Consider the following 14,125-nt stretch of genomic DNA (forward strand, 5'->3'; position numbering starts at 1 on the left):
GATGATTCAGTCAGTTGCATTTATTGGATTGGGCGCAATGGGTTCCCGTATGGCAGCGCACCTACCAAAACAGTTCGACACGGTTTATGTCTGGAATCGAAACTTTACCAAGGCAGAGCAACATGCTGCTGAATTTGGTACGCAAGCGGTTGCTTTAGAACAAGCAGTACAAGCGGACATTATTTTTTCTTGCCTACCCATCAGCCAAGATGTTGAAAATTTAATTGCGAGTGTAACGCTGAAATCAGGCTCGATTTGGGTCGACTGTACCAGCGGTGTGCCAGAATCTGCAAAAAAACTCGCTACTGCCTTAAAGCAACAAAATGTTGCATTCTTAGATGCCCCTGTGAGTGGACAAACCATTGGCGCTGAAACGGGAACACTAACTGTCATGATTGGTGGTGACAAAGCAGCCTTTGAACGTGCATTACCTGCGATCCAAACATTTGGCAAACTGATTAAACATGTAGGTGAACCGGGTGCGGGTTTTGCCGTCAAAGCTGTAAACAACATGTTAATGGCTGTAAATCTTTGTGCAGTTGCTGAAGGATTCACCACCTTAAAAGCGCATGGCGTGGACTTACATGAAGCACTCGATTGTATTAATGCGTCGAGCGGTAAAAGTAATGTGACTGAAACAGTTTTACCGCAGCGCGTACTGAATCGTAGCTTCCCATTAACCTTTGCACTTCCATTACTTGCAAAAGATACGGGAATTGCTGTTGATCTGGTGCGACAAGCAAAACTTTCAGCACCGGTGCTCTCTTTGACGCAAAATTTAATCCAAGCAGCAAGCGATCAAGCTGAAGAAAACAGTGATTTTTCAAGCGCTATGATTATGTATGAAAAATGGAGTAAAATTACAATTGAGTAATAACTCGCCATTGAATAACGATAAATAACCATCATATTGTACTCTAGTGTCATAACACACATTGTTACAAATGACAGAGGAAACTCGCATGAACAAATTTACCCTCGCAACTTTGCTAGGTGCTGTAACTTTAATCGGGGCTTCTACTGCTGTTTTAGCATCTGAGCAAGAATGCCAAAAGTTGAAAAATGACCATGATGTGATTTATGCATCGAAAGGTTTCTGCTTTAAAGATCCTGACGCTAAAGCGAAGTTTGGCAATGACAATTGCTACACAACTAAGCCTAAATTTTCAGAAAAAGAGCAACAACGACTTGACGCGATCAAAGATCGTCAGAAAGAATTGAACTGTAAATAATTACGATTCAATTCGCTCAAGGAATTTAGCAATGACTTATGATGATCAAAATATTTTTGCTCGGATTTTACGTGGAGAACTTCCTGCGTTTAAAGTCTATGAAGATGATCAAGTACTCGCTTTTATGGATGTCATGCCACAGGCCGAAGGTCATACGCTCGTAATTCCTAAAACCCCTGCTATTACACTGCTTGATTTAGATCCAGAAGCGGCTGCTTATACCATTCAGGTTGCTCAAAAAGTTGCGAAAGCAATGGAAAAAGCCTTAGACGTGAAAGGTATCGTATTGATGCAGTTATCTGGCGCTGCTGCGGGTCAAACTGTTCCGCATGTACATTTCCACCTAATACCGACTTCAGTGCATGAATTAGGTATACATGCCGCACAAATGGGCGATATGGAAAAAATCAAAGCCATTGGAGAAAAAATCAAAGCAGCACTTTAAGTTCAATTGAGTTTAAAGTGATGATCAATGGAGCTTCGGCTCCATTTTTTATGTCTCGAATATTATCCCAAGTACTTTTTAGCTGCAAAATTTACTGTTCAATACAACTCTAAGCATTTAATAAATATTGCTTTTTATAAGTATAAAAGTAATTTAAACCAAAAGTCACCTTTCACCGTTTTGAAATATTTCCTTAATAGAACTGTCTTATTTGTAATGAATACTTAGCGCCATTAGATAGCGAAATTACTTCTAGCCAAGCTACTGATAAAACATATTGATATGACTGGAAAAGTCTTCTGGAGCTTCAAATGAAAAAAACTCTATGTGCATTAGCAATCGGGGCAACAATTCTTACACCAATGATGGCATCTGCTGCAGATGTAAAAATTTATGGCCGTGCACATGTCTCTCTTGACTATCTAGATGATGGTAAAGATTACAACGAAGTTGGTCTTTCTTCTAACGCTTCACGCTTAGGCTTCAAAGTAGATCAAAAAATTAATGATGACCTCAACGTATTCGCTCAAATTGAGCAAGAAGTAAACTTTGCAAGCGGTAGCCAAGACAGCAAAGGCGTAGATTTTTCAACACGTGACACATTCGTGGGTTTAAAAAGTTCAACTTATGGTCAAGCACGTGTAGGTCGCTTTGACAGCCCATTTAAAGTTGCACGTAGCCCTGTGAACTTCTTCGGTGACATGGTTGGTGACGTTAGAAATGTAACACGTGTCGGCAACTTAAAATTTGATGAACGTAATGAAAACACAATTGAATATAAATCGCCAAAATTTGGCGGTGGTTTCAATGTATTAGCTGCAATGTCGATGCATTCAGGTACACAAATTGACCGTGACGCAGATGGCGAAGGCAAAGATGATAACAAAGCCTATGACCTTGCTCTAACTTATAAAGAAGGTCCTATTGATTTTGCAGCAGCTTACGAAAAGTATGATGAAAATGCAGCAAACGCAGCAGGTGGCGCAAGTCGTGATGCCTTCCGTATTGCTGGTGCATATAAGTTAACTGAAGAATTTAACTTGGGTGCTTTATACCAAATTGCCAAACACGACAACGATACAGCCAACCCAGATGCTCAAGTTTTTGGTGTAGCTGGCGAATATAAAGTAACGCCTAAAACGTCAGTACGCGGTGAATACTTCTACCGTGATGTAGATGCTGATGATGCTAATGCAAGCTTGATCGGTGTGGGTGTAGAACATAAGTTAGATAGCACTTTACGCGTATATGGCAACCTAGCAACTGTGCTTAACGACAAAAACTCTAAACTCAACCCTTGGAAAGAAGGTCGTAGCTTCGGTAACGGTATTTCAGGGATCGGTGATGAAAATGCAACTGCACTTTCTCTTGGTCTACGTTACGACTTCTAAGCTGCAATATCTCCCCAAAAAGACATACTTCGGTATGTCTTTTTTTCACTCAAATAAAATGTCTCAGAACTAAAATAAGCTAATTTCATCATTTATCAGTGGTTTATAAAAACAATTAAAAAAAACTAGACACGCCTATTCAATATCATCCGTATAACGATCGTTTACTAGCACCACATCAACAACGGATTTATTTAGCCAAACTTAAAAATAATAAATACAAATCTTATTCATTCAATAAAGATTCTCATTATTAACAATATAACTTTTAGTAAATATAGTAAATTAGTCAGAATTTAAAATATAAATATAAGCGTTTTAGTCGGATTTAAAATATTTAAACACAAGTGTTTTAGTCAAGTATTTAAAATAAAAAATTAGTTTATTTTTTAACTATCAAACACAATAAGTCCTTGTATTTACTATGCTTAATAATATATTTTTATTTTAACTGTTCAACCTATTTGCTTTTTGTATATATTTGTTAATAATATAGTACAAGTTTAAAGAATAGGCTTATCTCCATGAGCTTAAAATTCAAAGATTTAAATCGTCGTGTGGTCAGAGAAATAACCGCAATACTAATAATTAAAGTGATTATTTTAATGATCATTAAGAACATCTGGTTCGACGCCCCTACTATCCCTAAAAACTTTGACAATCAAGTTGCCGAGCATATTGCTGGCAGTCCTTCCCAAATCAAGGAGACACGTTGATGATTTCTGAAAGCGTGGTCGATCTTTCGCGGTTCCAATTTGCAATGACCGCGATGTATCACTTTATTTTTGTTCCACTGACTTTAGGTCTGGCTTTTATTCTTGCCATTATGGAAACCACCTATGTGATTTCTGGCAAAGAAATTTATAAAGACATGACTAAATTCTGGGGAAAACTCTTCGGTATTAACTTCGCATTAGGTGTTACTACTGGTTTGACCATGGAGTTTCAGTTCGGTACTAACTGGGCGTATTACTCACACTATGTCGGTGATATTTTCGGTGCACCATTAGCCATCGAAGGTCTAATGGCATTCTTCCTTGAATCAACATTTATTGGTTTATTCTTCTTCGGCTGGGATCGCCTATCTAAAGTTCAGCATTTGGCTGTCACTTGGTTAGTTGCGCTTGGCTCGAACATGTCTGCACTATGGATTTTAGTGGCCAATGGTTGGATGCAAAACCCTGTTGGTTCTGCTTTTAACTATGAAACCATGCGTATGGAAATGGTGGACTTCGGTGCGCTGATTTTCAACCCCGTGGCTCAGGTTAAATTCGTGCATACCGTATCTGCAGGTTATGTGACTGGTGCTATTTTCGTACTGGCAATTTCAAGTTACTACTTATTGAAAAAGCGTGACTTGCCATTTGCGCGTCGCTCATTCGCCATCGCTGCTATCTTTGGTTTAGCGTCTACACTTTCGGTGATCTTACTGGGTGATGAATCTGGTTATGAAATTGGTGACGTACAAAAAACTAAACTAGCTGCGATTGAAGCTGAATGGGACACTCACCCAGCTCCAGCGCCATTTACTTTGTTCGGTATTCCAAATAAAGAAACCATGTCTACTGACTACGCGATCAAAATTCCTTATGTCATGGGGATTATCGCAACACGTTCAACTGATAAAGAAGTGACAGGTATTAAAGACCTGATCGTACAACACGAAGCGCGTATTCGTAACGGTATGGTGGCTTACTCACAGTTAGAACAACTTCGTGCAGGCGATACGTCTCCTGAACTTAAAGCAGCATTTGCTGAGTCTCAAAAAGACTTGGGTTATGGTCTGCTTCTGAAAAAATACACAGACAAAGTGGTCGATGCTTCTGATGATCAAATCAAAGCTGCTGCAAAAGACACTATTCCACATGTTCCAAGCTTGTTCTGGGCATTCCGTGCAATGGTTGCTTCTGGTTTCTTAATGCTCCTTCTGTTCGTACTTGCTACCTTTGCTGTCGGTAAACGTAATGCAGAAAACAAACCTTGGTTATTAAAATTTGCTTTGTTTGCTCTACCATTACCTTGGATTGCTGCACAAACAGGTTGGTATGTTGCCGAAGTTGGTCGTCAACCATGGACTATCGGTGAAGTTCTACCTACACATCTTTCAGCTTCTAGCTTAAGTACAGGTGATGTATGGGGTTCTATCCTTGCATTGGCAGCGTTCTACACTGTACTGCTGATCATTGAAATGTACTTAATGATTAAATTCTCACGCCTTGGCCCAAGTTCTCTACATACTGGTAAATACCACTTCGAGAAACTTGAAGCTGCAAAAAAGGCAAATGAGGAGGCTCAAGCATGATCGAATATGAATTACTCAAAATCATTTGGTGGGTTTTAGTCGGTGTCCTACTGATCGGCTTCGCCCTCACCGATGGCTTCGATATGGGCTCAATGGCGATCATGCCATTCGTAGGTAAAAAAGACGAAGAACGTCGTGCGGCAATCAATACGATTGCCCCACACTGGGACGGTAACCAAGTATGGTTTATTACTGCCGGTGGTGCACTGTTTGCAGCATGGCCAATGGTATATGCAACTGCATTCTCAGGCATGTATTGGGCGCTGTTACTGGTACTCTTCGCTCTCTTCTTACGTCCAGTCGGTTTTGACTACCGTTCTAAACTTGAAAATACCAAGTGGCGTAATTCTTGGGACTGGGGTTTAGCAATTGGTGGTGCCGTTCCTGCCCTCGTATTTGGTGTTGCGTTTGGTAATATGTTCCTTGGTGTTCCATTCACTATGGACGAAACTGTTCGCTCGACTTATACAGGGAGCTTCTTTGCACTGCTTAACCCATTCGCTTTAGTTTGCGGTATCGTGAGTTTGTCTATGCTTTGCGCTCACGGTGGTGCATGGCTCATGCTTCGTACAGACGGCGATCTACGCGCACGCTCTGCAAAAGCAACTCAGCTTATGGGTATCGTATTCTTAGTTTGCTTCTTACTGGCAGGCGCATGGTTATACTTCGGTAATATCCAAGGCTACACATTAGCTCAACCGTTTGACACTAATGGCGTTGCAAACCCATTAGCTAAAGAAGTGATCACCAATGCCAACCCAGGTTGGATGAACAACTACAGTACTTATCCGATTACAATGATTGCGCCAATCATGGCTATTTTAGGTGCTTTGATCATCATCCTTGCCGCAGGTAAAGGTAAAGCAGGTTTTAGCTTCCTTGGTTCAAGCTTGGCAGTCATTGGCGCAATCTTAACTGCTGGTTTTGCATTGTTCCCTTTCCTTATGCCATCGAGCATCAACCCAACTGTAAGTTTGACTATGTGGGATGCGGTATCAAGTAAAAACACCCTGACTGTGATGACAGTTGCCGCGTGTATTTTTGTCCCAATTATCCTGTGCTACACAACTTGGTGTTACTACAAGATGTGGGGTGTGGTCACAAACAAACATATTGAAGAGAATTCACACAGCCTATACTAAGGCTGTGTCTAAGGAGAAAAGACGATGTGGTATTTTGCTTGGATTCTCGGTATTTTGATGGCATGTTTTGCAGGTGTACTTAGTGCGCTTTACATCGAACATCATCAAGATCTAGATGAGGAATAACAAATGACTGATGCTGCTGTAGAAAAATCACTTGTAGAAAAGAAGCCAAATAAATTTGCAATGGTCATTTCCTGCCTGTTAGCTTTTCCTTTGGCAGCCGTGTTACTTGTACATCCTGCTGCCATGCTGGATGACAATGGTGGATATAGCCATCGAGCGCTGATGTTCATCATGATAGGTATTTCAGGTGGTTTTGTGCATGGTGTGGGTTTTACACCACACCATTGGTTCTGGAAATGGCTTTTTAGCCCCTTCCTCGCTTGGCCACTCATGTTATGGGGCTACTACACATGGTTCCTACATTAATTAATATCTAAATAAAGCCCTCACTTGAGGGCTTTATTATATTTACGATCAATTTCGGCTTTTTTTTCTGCTGTAATATCGTCTTGCATTTGAAAACAGCCTCTAAATTTTTCATGGATATGATGAATATATTTTTCTTTAGCGGCATGCCTTAGCAAAATTTGAGCTGCCATTATGATAAATCCATTGACTTGCTTCACTATTATTATGCGCTGAGCATCCGCCAACCCAGCTTTTCGCTGAATTAATGAGTTTCGACCAGTATGCACAATCGAATGCAAATGCTTTAACGAATAGAACTTAAACTCTTTAAACATTTCAACAATATGCTTAATTTCTACAACATTTTCTAACTTTGTAATCATTTCAGCTACGGTAGGAATTTTCACATTCTGAAGCAACTCTTCTTCTCGTTGAATTTCAAATTTCTGAATTTCTATATTAGAGGCAACCATTAGTAACCAATATGCCCTCACCACAGCTTCAAATTGAATTCGAAATAATGCGAGTGCAGATATATCTTGGCGTGATTCTAAAATTTGTAAAATGGCTTCACCATGCTCCATGGATAATTCACAACATTCATAGACTAAATCAAGTCGCTGCACGCCACCAATAAATGCTGAATGATTTAACTCGTTATATAGCTCATCCAACATCGATTCAGAATCACGAAAAATATCTATCAACATCAGCTTCCATTTTTTAAATGCCAAAATTTTAAATATAAAAAAAGCCGGATTAATTCCAGCTTTAAAATTTAACGATGCGTATGAATCGACATCACAATCCCCATACCTGCAAGCATGGATATGACTGCTGTCCCCCCATAACTCATCAAGGGCAATGGATCGCCTGTTACAGGCAAGATACCACTAACCATACCCGAGTTCAAAAATACAAAGAAGAAGAAAGTTAAGCCCATCGCCCCTGCATAAAGTCGTCCAAAATTATGGAAAGAATTTAGTCCAATAATCAGACAGCGAACAATAATTGCTGTAAACAAACTAAATAAAAGAAATACACCAATAAAGCCAAATTCTTCTGCATAGGTCGACATAATAAAGTCAGTATGATGCTCTGGCAGATAGCCCAAGTGCGACTGCGTCCCTTCGGTATACCCCTTACCCATTAAACCGCCTGAACCAATGGCAATTTTAGACTGAATAATATTCCAACCTGCACCAAGTGCGTCAGACTCAGGGTCAAATAAGGTCAGTACACGTTTTTTCTGATATTCCTGCAAAAAAAACATCCAGAGTACAGGTGCTGCAATTGCAAAGGCTGTTAAAGCACCTGCAATTAAACGCCAAGACATACCACTTAAAAATAAAACAAAAATACCTGGAATAATCAAACCAATATTCAAGTCGGGCTGTAAAGCGACCAATGCAAATGGAATCAATAATAAAATTAATGCCCCGACAATTTGTAAAAATTTCGGTGGAAATGGTTTTCGCGCAAAATACCACGCCATCATCAGTGGCATGGCAAATTTCATAAACTCACTCGGCTGCATACTGCCGATACCCGGCAAGCTAATCCAGCGTTTCGCTCCCATCCTTTTTTCACCAATGACCAAAACCAACAACAGTAAAAATATACCGATGGCATATAAGTACGGACTCATAGATTGGTAAACTTTGGGTGGAATTTGCGCGCAGATCAGCATCACAATAAAGCCCACACCAAAACTTGTGGCTTGACGTAGTACCATTCCCGAATCTTCCGCGGTCGCACTATAGACAACCATCAGCCCCAATATTGCATTGAGTACCAAGAAGCAAAGTAACCACGGGTCTAAATGAAGTTTAGCCCATCGAGAAGAATCGTGTTTTATACTGCGGCCATCGCGTAATGACTGACGTAAAAAACGATACTGTTGAGAAGGGATCATTGCGAAACAGATCTAAAAAGGATGCGGGAATTATAGATTAAAGCGACAGTAAAAATCACTGTCCCTTAAATATTCCTTGAAATAATCATCTATTAACTTGAGACGCTAAAATTAAACGTGCCAACTCTAAATCATCAGGATAGGTAATTTTAATATTGTCCGAACGACCTTGCACGACATTAACTTGCTCACCGACAAATTCTAAGGCACTAGCTTCATCTGTGATGGTCGCACCAGCGGCGAGCGCTTGTTCAATGGCATTTTTAAGCATACCCAATTTGGCAATTTGTGGTGTCTGCGCTTGCCATAAAGTTGAACGATCTACCGTTGTTGATATAAGTGGCGCCGTTTCAACTCGTTTTAATGTATCGCGTACGGGAATGGCGAGAATCGCACTTTGCTCAGAATTTACTGCCGATTGAACTAAATTTTCTAAACACAACTGTGAGACACATGGTCGTGCTGCATCATGAACAAACACCCAATCATCATCATTGGCAATCGAAGATAGATATTGCAATGCATTGAGTACAGAATGCACACGCTCTGCACCACCTAAACAAAAATGTGCCTTATCTTGATTAGTGAGTGCCAAGGTCTGCGCAACATTATCTTGCTCGCCTATAGCCAATACATAGCCTGTTAAAGGCAATTGGTTGAGACGTGCAACTGTGTGATCAAGCACAGTTAGACCCGCAATGTTTTGATATTGTTTTAGTTCAGTTTTAGAAAATCGACTTCCTGAACCAGCAGCAGGAATAATGGCCCACAATTTAAGGTTCGGGTGGAAGTTCGGCTGGTTCTGACTCATTGGTACGTAGGTCTACTTTTGCGTTTGGATCAATATAAATTGGTTTGTACTGAGTACTGATCGTACTCATTTGTACGAAAGTCTCATGCGGTTTAATTAAACCTAAATCTAGACGAGCATGCTCTTCAATAGCTTCAACGCCATTTTTTAAATCGTATACTTCAGCGGCAAGCACGCGATTTCGTTCTTTTAATTCGTCATTGAGTTCGACTTGTTGTTGTATTTTCTGACTCAGTTGTTGATGTTGATGATAACCACCTTCACCGAACCAGTATAAATATTGAAACCCTGCGATCAAAAAGATCGCAAGGCCCAACAATGCTTTACTCGCTTTGGAGTCAAATACATTTAACATAGATAGCATGATCTGCTTAGTTCAAACCTTTGAACTCAGCTTTACCGCGATATGCAGCATTAGTCAATTCTTCAATACGAAGTAATTGGTTATATTTCGCTACACGGTCAGAACGGCAAAGTGAACCAGTTTTGATTTGACCCGCTGCTGTACCTACTGCAAGATCCGCAATAGTTGAATCTTCAGTTTCACCAGAACGGTGTGAAATTACTGTAGTGTAACCATTTGCTTTCGCAAGGTAGATTGCATCTAGAGTTTCAGTCAACGTACCGATTTGGTTGTACTTGATCAGAATTGAGTTACCCACTTTTTCGTTGATACCACGTTGAAGAATCTTAGGATTCGTAACGAATAGGTCATCACCAACCAATTGGATTTTGTCGCCAAGGATTGAAGTGAGGTAAGACCAGCCTTCCCAATCAGACTCGTCCAAACCATCTTCAATTGAGATGATTGGGTATTGTTTTGCAAAACCTGCAAGGTAGTCAGCAAATTGGTTGCTAGTGAATGCTTTATTGCCTTCACCTGCAAGGATGTATTGACCATCTTTGTAGAATTCTGAAGATGCACAGTCAAGCGCAAGCATAATGTCAGAACCTGCTTTGTAGCCAGTTTTTTCAATTGCTTCAAGAATTACTGTAATTGCTTCTTCGTTAGAACGAAGGTTCGGTGCAAAACCACCTTCATCACCAACTGCAGTATTTAGACCTTGTTTCTTTAAAACTGATTTTAAAGAATGGAAAATTTCAGCACCAGCGCGTAAAGCTTCAGAGAATGAAGTGAAGCCAACTGGCTCAATCATAAATTCTTGAATGTCTACGTTGTTGTCTGCATGTGAACCACCATTTAGGATGTTCATCATTGGAACAGGCATAGTCAAAATGCTGTTATTTCGAAGGTCTGCGATGTATTGGAAAAGTGGAATTTTCTTTTCATCAGCAGCAGCGCGTGCAGCAGCTAGCGATACCGCTAAAGTTGCGTTCGCACCTAATTTTTCTTTGTTTTCAGTACCGTCAAGCGCGATCATTGTGTTATCAATGTCTTTTTGTTCGAATACTGATTTACCCAACAATGCATCACGAATTACTGTGTTAACGTTGTTAACCGCAGTTTTAACGCCTTTACCTAAGTAACGAGCTTTGTCGCCGTCACGAAGTTCTAAAGCTTCACGAGAACCAGTTGAAGCACCAGATGGTGCACATGCACGGCCTACAACGCCAGAGGCTAAGATTACGTCTGCTTCGATGGTAGGGTTACCACGAGAGTCCAAAATTTCACGTGCACGAATGTCAACGATTTGGCTCATGAACAATTCCTCAGTTGATTAATAAAAATGATGCGTCAAAAGTGACGCATCAATGTGTATCGAATTAGTGTGTGTCTAACTTTGCGAAACCTTTAACTAAGGTATCGAGCTCTTTTAACTGTGCCAAGAAAGGTTCCAACTGTGACATGCGTAGCGCACATGGACCGTCACATTTGGCATTTTCTGGATCTGGATGAGCTTCTAAGAACAAACCTGCTAAACCAGTCGCCATACCTGCACGTGCCAGTGTCGTGATTTGCGCACGACGACCACCCGCAGAATCCGCACGACCACCCGGCGTTTGAAGCGCATGTGTAACATCAAAGAACACAGGGACATTCATTTCTTTCATGATGTCAAAGCCCAACATGTCTACAACTAAATTGTTGTAACCAAATGCTGAACCACGTTCACAAAGAATTAGTTTGTCATTTCCTGCTTCCAAACACTTATGCAAAATATGACGCATTTCGTGTGGTGCGAGGAACTGTGCTTTTTTAATGTTGATGATGGCATCAGTTTTCGCCATCGCTTCAACAAGGTCAGTTTGACGGCTTAAAAATGCAGGAAGTTGGATAATATCCGCAACTTCAGCAACAGGCGCAGCTTGGTATGGTTCATGTACATCAGTAATAATCGGCACATTAAAGTGTTTTTTAATGTCAGCTAACCACTCGATTCCTTTTTCCAGGCCTGGGCCACGGAAAGAGTTCAAGCTTGAACGATTGGCTTTATCAAAACTTGCTTTAAACACATACGGAATATCCAAGCGTTTGCAGATATCCACATAGGTTTCAGCAATTTCAAAAGCAAGGTCTTTTGACTCAAGTACGTTCATGCCGCCGAATAGTACAAATGGCAAATGATTTGCCATTTGTATATCGCCTAAACGTACAATTTCCTGTGGTTTTAATTGTGACATTTAAACTCTTCCTGGTTTAGTCAAAAACACATTATTTCGCTTTTTGGTACTGCTTTTTAGCAGCATCAATAAAGCCTGCGAATAATGGGTGTCCATCACGTGGTGAACTTGTAAATTCCGGATGGAATTGTACAGCAATAAACCAAGGATGTTCAGGAATTTCAACAGTTTCAACGAGACGTTGTACCGGAGAATAACCTGAAATCTTCATGCCTTTTTCTTCAAGCACTGGGATATAACGGTTGTTCATTTCATAACGGTGACGATGACGTTCAACGATCTCTTCAGAACCGTACACTTGTGCAGTTTTTGTTCCCGCAACCAATTCAGATTTTTGAGCACCCAGACGCATTGTGCCGCCTAAGTCAGAATCTGCATTACGTTGTTGAACTTCGCCGCGCTCATCTAACCATTCAGTGATTAGACCAATCAATGGTGATTTTGTAGAACGGTTAAATTCAGTTGAAGTTGCATCGCTAATACCCGCAACGTTGCGCGCATATTCGATCACAGCCAACTGCATACCTAAACAGATGCCGAGGAACGGTACACCGTTTTCACGTGCAAAACGAATCGCTTTCATTTTACCTTCTGTACCACGTTCACCAAAACCACCTGGAACTAAGATTGCATCCGCGTCTTTTAATACGTCGTTTACATCTTGGCTTTCAAGTTCTTCTGCATTGACGTAGTCGATTTGAACTTTCACACGGTTTTGAATACCCGCATGTAAAAGTGCTTCGTTTACAGATTTGTATGCATCTGGAAGTTCAACGTATTTACCAACCATTGCGACACGTACTGTGTATTCAGGGTTAAGTAATGCATCTACAACATTATCCCAATCTGTTAAATCAGCTTCAGGAAGATCGTTATAGCCAAAACGTTCACAGATTAAATCATCAACGTTTTGTTCATAGAAAGTACGTGGAATTTGGTAAATAGAACGCGCATCTTTACATACCACAACTGCACGTGCTTCAACGTTCGTAAATAACGCAATTTTACGTGTAGTGTCAGCATCAACATCATGCTCTGTACGGCAGATCAGGATGTCTGGTTGAATACCAATCGACAAAAGCTCTTTTACAGAGTGTTGAGTTGGTTTAGTTTTTAATTCAGCAGCTGACTTAATATATGGGAGTAAAGTTAAGTGCATTAACATTGTGCGCTTATGACCTAGTTCGACCATAAGTTGACGTACAGATTCCATGAATGGGAGAGATTCAATGTCACCTACTGTACCGCCGATCTCAACGATCGCAACGTCATAGCCTTCACCTGCGCGAAGAACACGTTCTTTAATATTGTCAGTAATATGTGGAATAACTTGAACTGTACCACCGAGGTAGTCACCACGACGTTCTTTATTCAAGACATCTTGGTACACTCGTCCTGAAGTAAAGTTGTTCAGTTTGGTCATTTTCGCACGACGCAAGAAACGTTCGTAATAACCCAAGTCTAAGTCAGTTTCAGCACCATCCTCTGTGACAAAAACTTCACCGTGTTGGAATGGACTCATAGTCCCTGGATCGACATTAATGTATGGATCCATTTTTACCATGGTTACTTTTAAACCACGGGCTTCTAAAAGCGCAGCCACTGATGCAGCTGAAATACCTTTACCTAGTGATGATACAACACCACCAGTAACGAAAATAAAATGGGTCATTAAGTTTCTCGTACAATGGAGCCTAAATTGGCCTACAATGTTGTGCGATTTTACTTTACTCTGTACCAAGAAAGCAAAGTCATTACGCATCAATTCATAGAACAATTAACAATTGGCTATTGTAACAGCAATTATCATAAAAATTTAGAGTAAGTTCTTATCATTTCTATATTCTTATTTGCTGTTATAATGCATTTATCCAATCCACACTTTTTTGT

Annotated in this window: 16 protein-coding genes; 9 read left to right on the forward strand and 7 right to left on the reverse strand. The window is 40.4% G+C overall.

The genetic code is table 11. The features are described from left to right. Position 1: 1 nt before the first annotated feature. The 9 genes from FTT99_RS00140 to FTT99_RS00180 all read left to right on the forward strand — a co-directional run bounded on the left by FTT99_RS00140 (position 2) and on the right by FTT99_RS00180 (position 6,944). Positions 2–874 carry an NAD(P)-dependent oxidoreductase gene (locus FTT99_RS00140; protein WP_180131524.1) on the forward strand — a complete coding sequence of 291 codons (873 nt, stop codon included), beginning with the start codon at positions 2–4 and terminating at the stop codon, positions 872–874. An 88-nt stretch (positions 875–962) separates the two neighbouring features. Continuing rightward, a complete protein-coding gene (locus tag FTT99_RS00145) occupies positions 963–1,232 on the forward strand; it encodes a YARHG domain-containing protein (protein ID WP_078188510.1) in 270 nt (89 codons plus the stop codon). Positions 1,233–1,263: 31 nt separating this feature from the next. Continuing rightward, the gene (locus FTT99_RS00150) at positions 1,264–1,677 is read left to right on the forward strand and encodes an HIT family protein (RefSeq protein ID WP_180131526.1); all 414 of its coding nucleotides are present in this window, start codon (positions 1,264–1,266) and stop codon (positions 1,675–1,677) included. Positions 1,678–1,988: 311 nt separating this feature from the next. Then, on the forward strand, positions 1,989–3,068 hold the full coding sequence (locus FTT99_RS00155; RefSeq protein ID WP_180131528.1) for a porin: 1,080 nt from the start codon (positions 1,989–1,991) through the stop codon (positions 3,066–3,068). 524 nt (positions 3,069–3,592) lie between these two features. After that, on the forward strand, positions 3,593–3,784 hold the full coding sequence (cydP, locus tag FTT99_RS00160; protein WP_078188513.1) for a cytochrome oxidase putative small subunit CydP: 192 nt from the start codon (positions 3,593–3,595) through the stop codon (positions 3,782–3,784). Then, positions 3,784–5,370, forward strand: a complete 1,587-nt coding sequence (locus tag FTT99_RS00165; protein ID WP_168378621.1) for a cytochrome ubiquinol oxidase subunit I — start codon at positions 3,784–3,786, stop codon at positions 5,368–5,370. Before cydP ends, FTT99_RS00165 begins: the two co-directional genes overlap by 1 nt. Then, positions 5,367–6,512, forward strand: coding sequence for a cytochrome d ubiquinol oxidase subunit II (gene cydB / locus FTT99_RS00170; RefSeq protein WP_078188515.1), 1,146 nt, complete (start codon positions 5,367–5,369; stop codon positions 6,510–6,512). The genes FTT99_RS00165 and cydB overlap by 4 nt, the downstream gene beginning before the upstream one ends. 24 nt (positions 6,513–6,536) lie before the next feature. Further along, positions 6,537–6,638 carry a cytochrome bd-I oxidase subunit CydX gene (gene cydX, locus FTT99_RS00175; protein ID WP_002120988.1) on the forward strand — a complete coding sequence of 34 codons (102 nt, stop codon included), beginning with the start codon at positions 6,537–6,539 and terminating at the stop codon, positions 6,636–6,638. Between the two features lie 3 nt (positions 6,639–6,641). Then, entirely contained in the window at positions 6,642–6,944 is a 303-nt protein-coding gene (locus FTT99_RS00180) for a cyd operon YbgE family protein (RefSeq protein WP_078188516.1), read from the forward strand. Positions 6,945–6,964: 20 nt separating this feature from the next. On the opposite strand, the gene FTT99_RS00185 is transcribed toward FTT99_RS00180, so the two are convergent. The 7 genes from FTT99_RS00185 to FTT99_RS00215 all read right to left on the reverse strand — a co-directional run bounded on the left by FTT99_RS00185 (position 6,965) and on the right by FTT99_RS00215 (position 13,907). Then, positions 6,965–7,636, reverse strand: a complete 672-nt coding sequence (locus tag FTT99_RS00185) for a hypothetical protein (protein ID WP_257229293.1) — start codon at positions 7,634–7,636, stop codon at positions 6,965–6,967. Positions 7,637–7,704: 68 nt separating this feature from the next. Continuing rightward, entirely contained in the window at positions 7,705–8,841 is a 1,137-nt protein-coding gene (rodA, locus tag FTT99_RS00190) for a rod shape-determining protein RodA (RefSeq protein WP_180007840.1), read from the reverse strand. Positions 8,842–8,926: 85 nt separating this feature from the next. Beyond that, positions 8,927–9,652, reverse strand: coding sequence for a 2-C-methyl-D-erythritol 4-phosphate cytidylyltransferase (gene ispD, locus FTT99_RS00195; RefSeq protein WP_180131530.1), 726 nt, complete (start codon positions 9,650–9,652; stop codon positions 8,927–8,929). Further along, positions 9,615–10,007 carry a septum formation initiator family protein gene (locus FTT99_RS00200; RefSeq protein WP_078188520.1) on the reverse strand — a complete coding sequence of 131 codons (393 nt, stop codon included), beginning with the start codon at positions 10,005–10,007 and terminating at the stop codon, positions 9,615–9,617. Before FTT99_RS00200 ends, ispD begins: the two co-directional genes overlap by 38 nt. A 16-nt stretch (positions 10,008–10,023) precedes the next feature. Beyond that, positions 10,024–11,313 (reverse strand): phosphopyruvate hydratase, encoded by a 1,290-nt coding sequence (gene eno, locus FTT99_RS00205; RefSeq protein ID WP_078188521.1) that lies wholly within the window; start codon positions 11,311–11,313, stop codon positions 10,024–10,026. A 64-nt stretch (positions 11,314–11,377) separates the two neighbouring features. Continuing rightward, complete coding sequence (gene kdsA, locus FTT99_RS00210; protein ID WP_078188522.1) at positions 11,378–12,235, reverse strand: 3-deoxy-8-phosphooctulonate synthase; 858 nt, start codon at positions 12,233–12,235, stop codon at positions 11,378–11,380. Between the two features lie 31 nt (positions 12,236–12,266). Then, the gene (locus tag FTT99_RS00215) at positions 12,267–13,907 is read right to left on the reverse strand and encodes a CTP synthase (protein WP_078188523.1); all 1,641 of its coding nucleotides are present in this window, start codon (positions 13,905–13,907) and stop codon (positions 12,267–12,269) included. Positions 13,908–14,125 lie beyond the last annotated feature (218 nt).

Origin of the sequence: Acinetobacter sp. YH12040, from assembly GCF_013420005.1 — a bacterium.
In the GTDB taxonomy this organism is placed as follows: domain Bacteria; phylum Pseudomonadota; class Gammaproteobacteria; order Pseudomonadales; family Moraxellaceae; genus Acinetobacter; species Acinetobacter amyesii.

What these genes read in the sequence shown, in the direction of transcription:
- cydP (WP_078188513.1), top strand. Translation starts at nt 3,593, where the DNA reads ATGAGCTTAAAATTCAAAGATTTAAATCGTCGTGTGGTCAGAGAAATA.
- FTT99_RS00200 (WP_078188520.1), bottom strand. Translation starts at nt 10,007, where the DNA reads ATGTTAAATGTATTTGACTCCAAAGCGAGTAAAGCATTGTTGGGCCTT.
- FTT99_RS00215 (WP_078188523.1), bottom strand. Translation starts at nt 13,907, where the DNA reads ATGACCCATTTTATTTTCGTTACTGGTGGTGTTGTATCATCACTAGGT.
- rodA (WP_180007840.1), bottom strand. Translation starts at nt 8,841, where the DNA reads ATGATCCCTTCTCAACAGTATCGTTTTTTACGTCAGTCATTACGCGAT.
- FTT99_RS00165 (WP_168378621.1), top strand. Translation starts at nt 3,784, where the DNA reads ATGATTTCTGAAAGCGTGGTCGATCTTTCGCGGTTCCAATTTGCAATG.
- FTT99_RS00155 (WP_180131528.1), top strand. Translation starts at nt 1,989, where the DNA reads ATGAAAAAAACTCTATGTGCATTAGCAATCGGGGCAACAATTCTTACA.
- ispD (WP_180131530.1), bottom strand. Translation starts at nt 9,652, where the DNA reads ATGAGTCAGAACCAGCCGAACTTCCACCCGAACCTTAAATTGTGGGCC.
- FTT99_RS00185 (WP_257229293.1), bottom strand. Translation starts at nt 7,636, where the DNA reads ATGTTGATAGATATTTTTCGTGATTCTGAATCGATGTTGGATGAGCTA.
- FTT99_RS00150 (WP_180131526.1), top strand. Translation starts at nt 1,264, where the DNA reads ATGACTTATGATGATCAAAATATTTTTGCTCGGATTTTACGTGGAGAA.
- eno (WP_078188521.1), bottom strand. Translation starts at nt 11,313, where the DNA reads ATGAGCCAAATCGTTGACATTCGTGCACGTGAAATTTTGGACTCTCGT.
- FTT99_RS00140 (WP_180131524.1), top strand. Translation starts at nt 2, where the DNA reads ATGATTCAGTCAGTTGCATTTATTGGATTGGGCGCAATGGGTTCCCGT.
- kdsA (WP_078188522.1), bottom strand. Translation starts at nt 12,235, where the DNA reads ATGTCACAATTAAAACCACAGGAAATTGTACGTTTAGGCGATATACAA.
- cydX (WP_002120988.1), top strand. Translation starts at nt 6,537, where the DNA reads ATGTGGTATTTTGCTTGGATTCTCGGTATTTTGATGGCATGTTTTGCA.
- FTT99_RS00145 (WP_078188510.1), top strand. Translation starts at nt 963, where the DNA reads ATGAACAAATTTACCCTCGCAACTTTGCTAGGTGCTGTAACTTTAATC.
- FTT99_RS00180 (WP_078188516.1), top strand. Translation starts at nt 6,642, where the DNA reads ATGACTGATGCTGCTGTAGAAAAATCACTTGTAGAAAAGAAGCCAAAT.
- cydB (WP_078188515.1), top strand. Translation starts at nt 5,367, where the DNA reads ATGATCGAATATGAATTACTCAAAATCATTTGGTGGGTTTTAGTCGGT.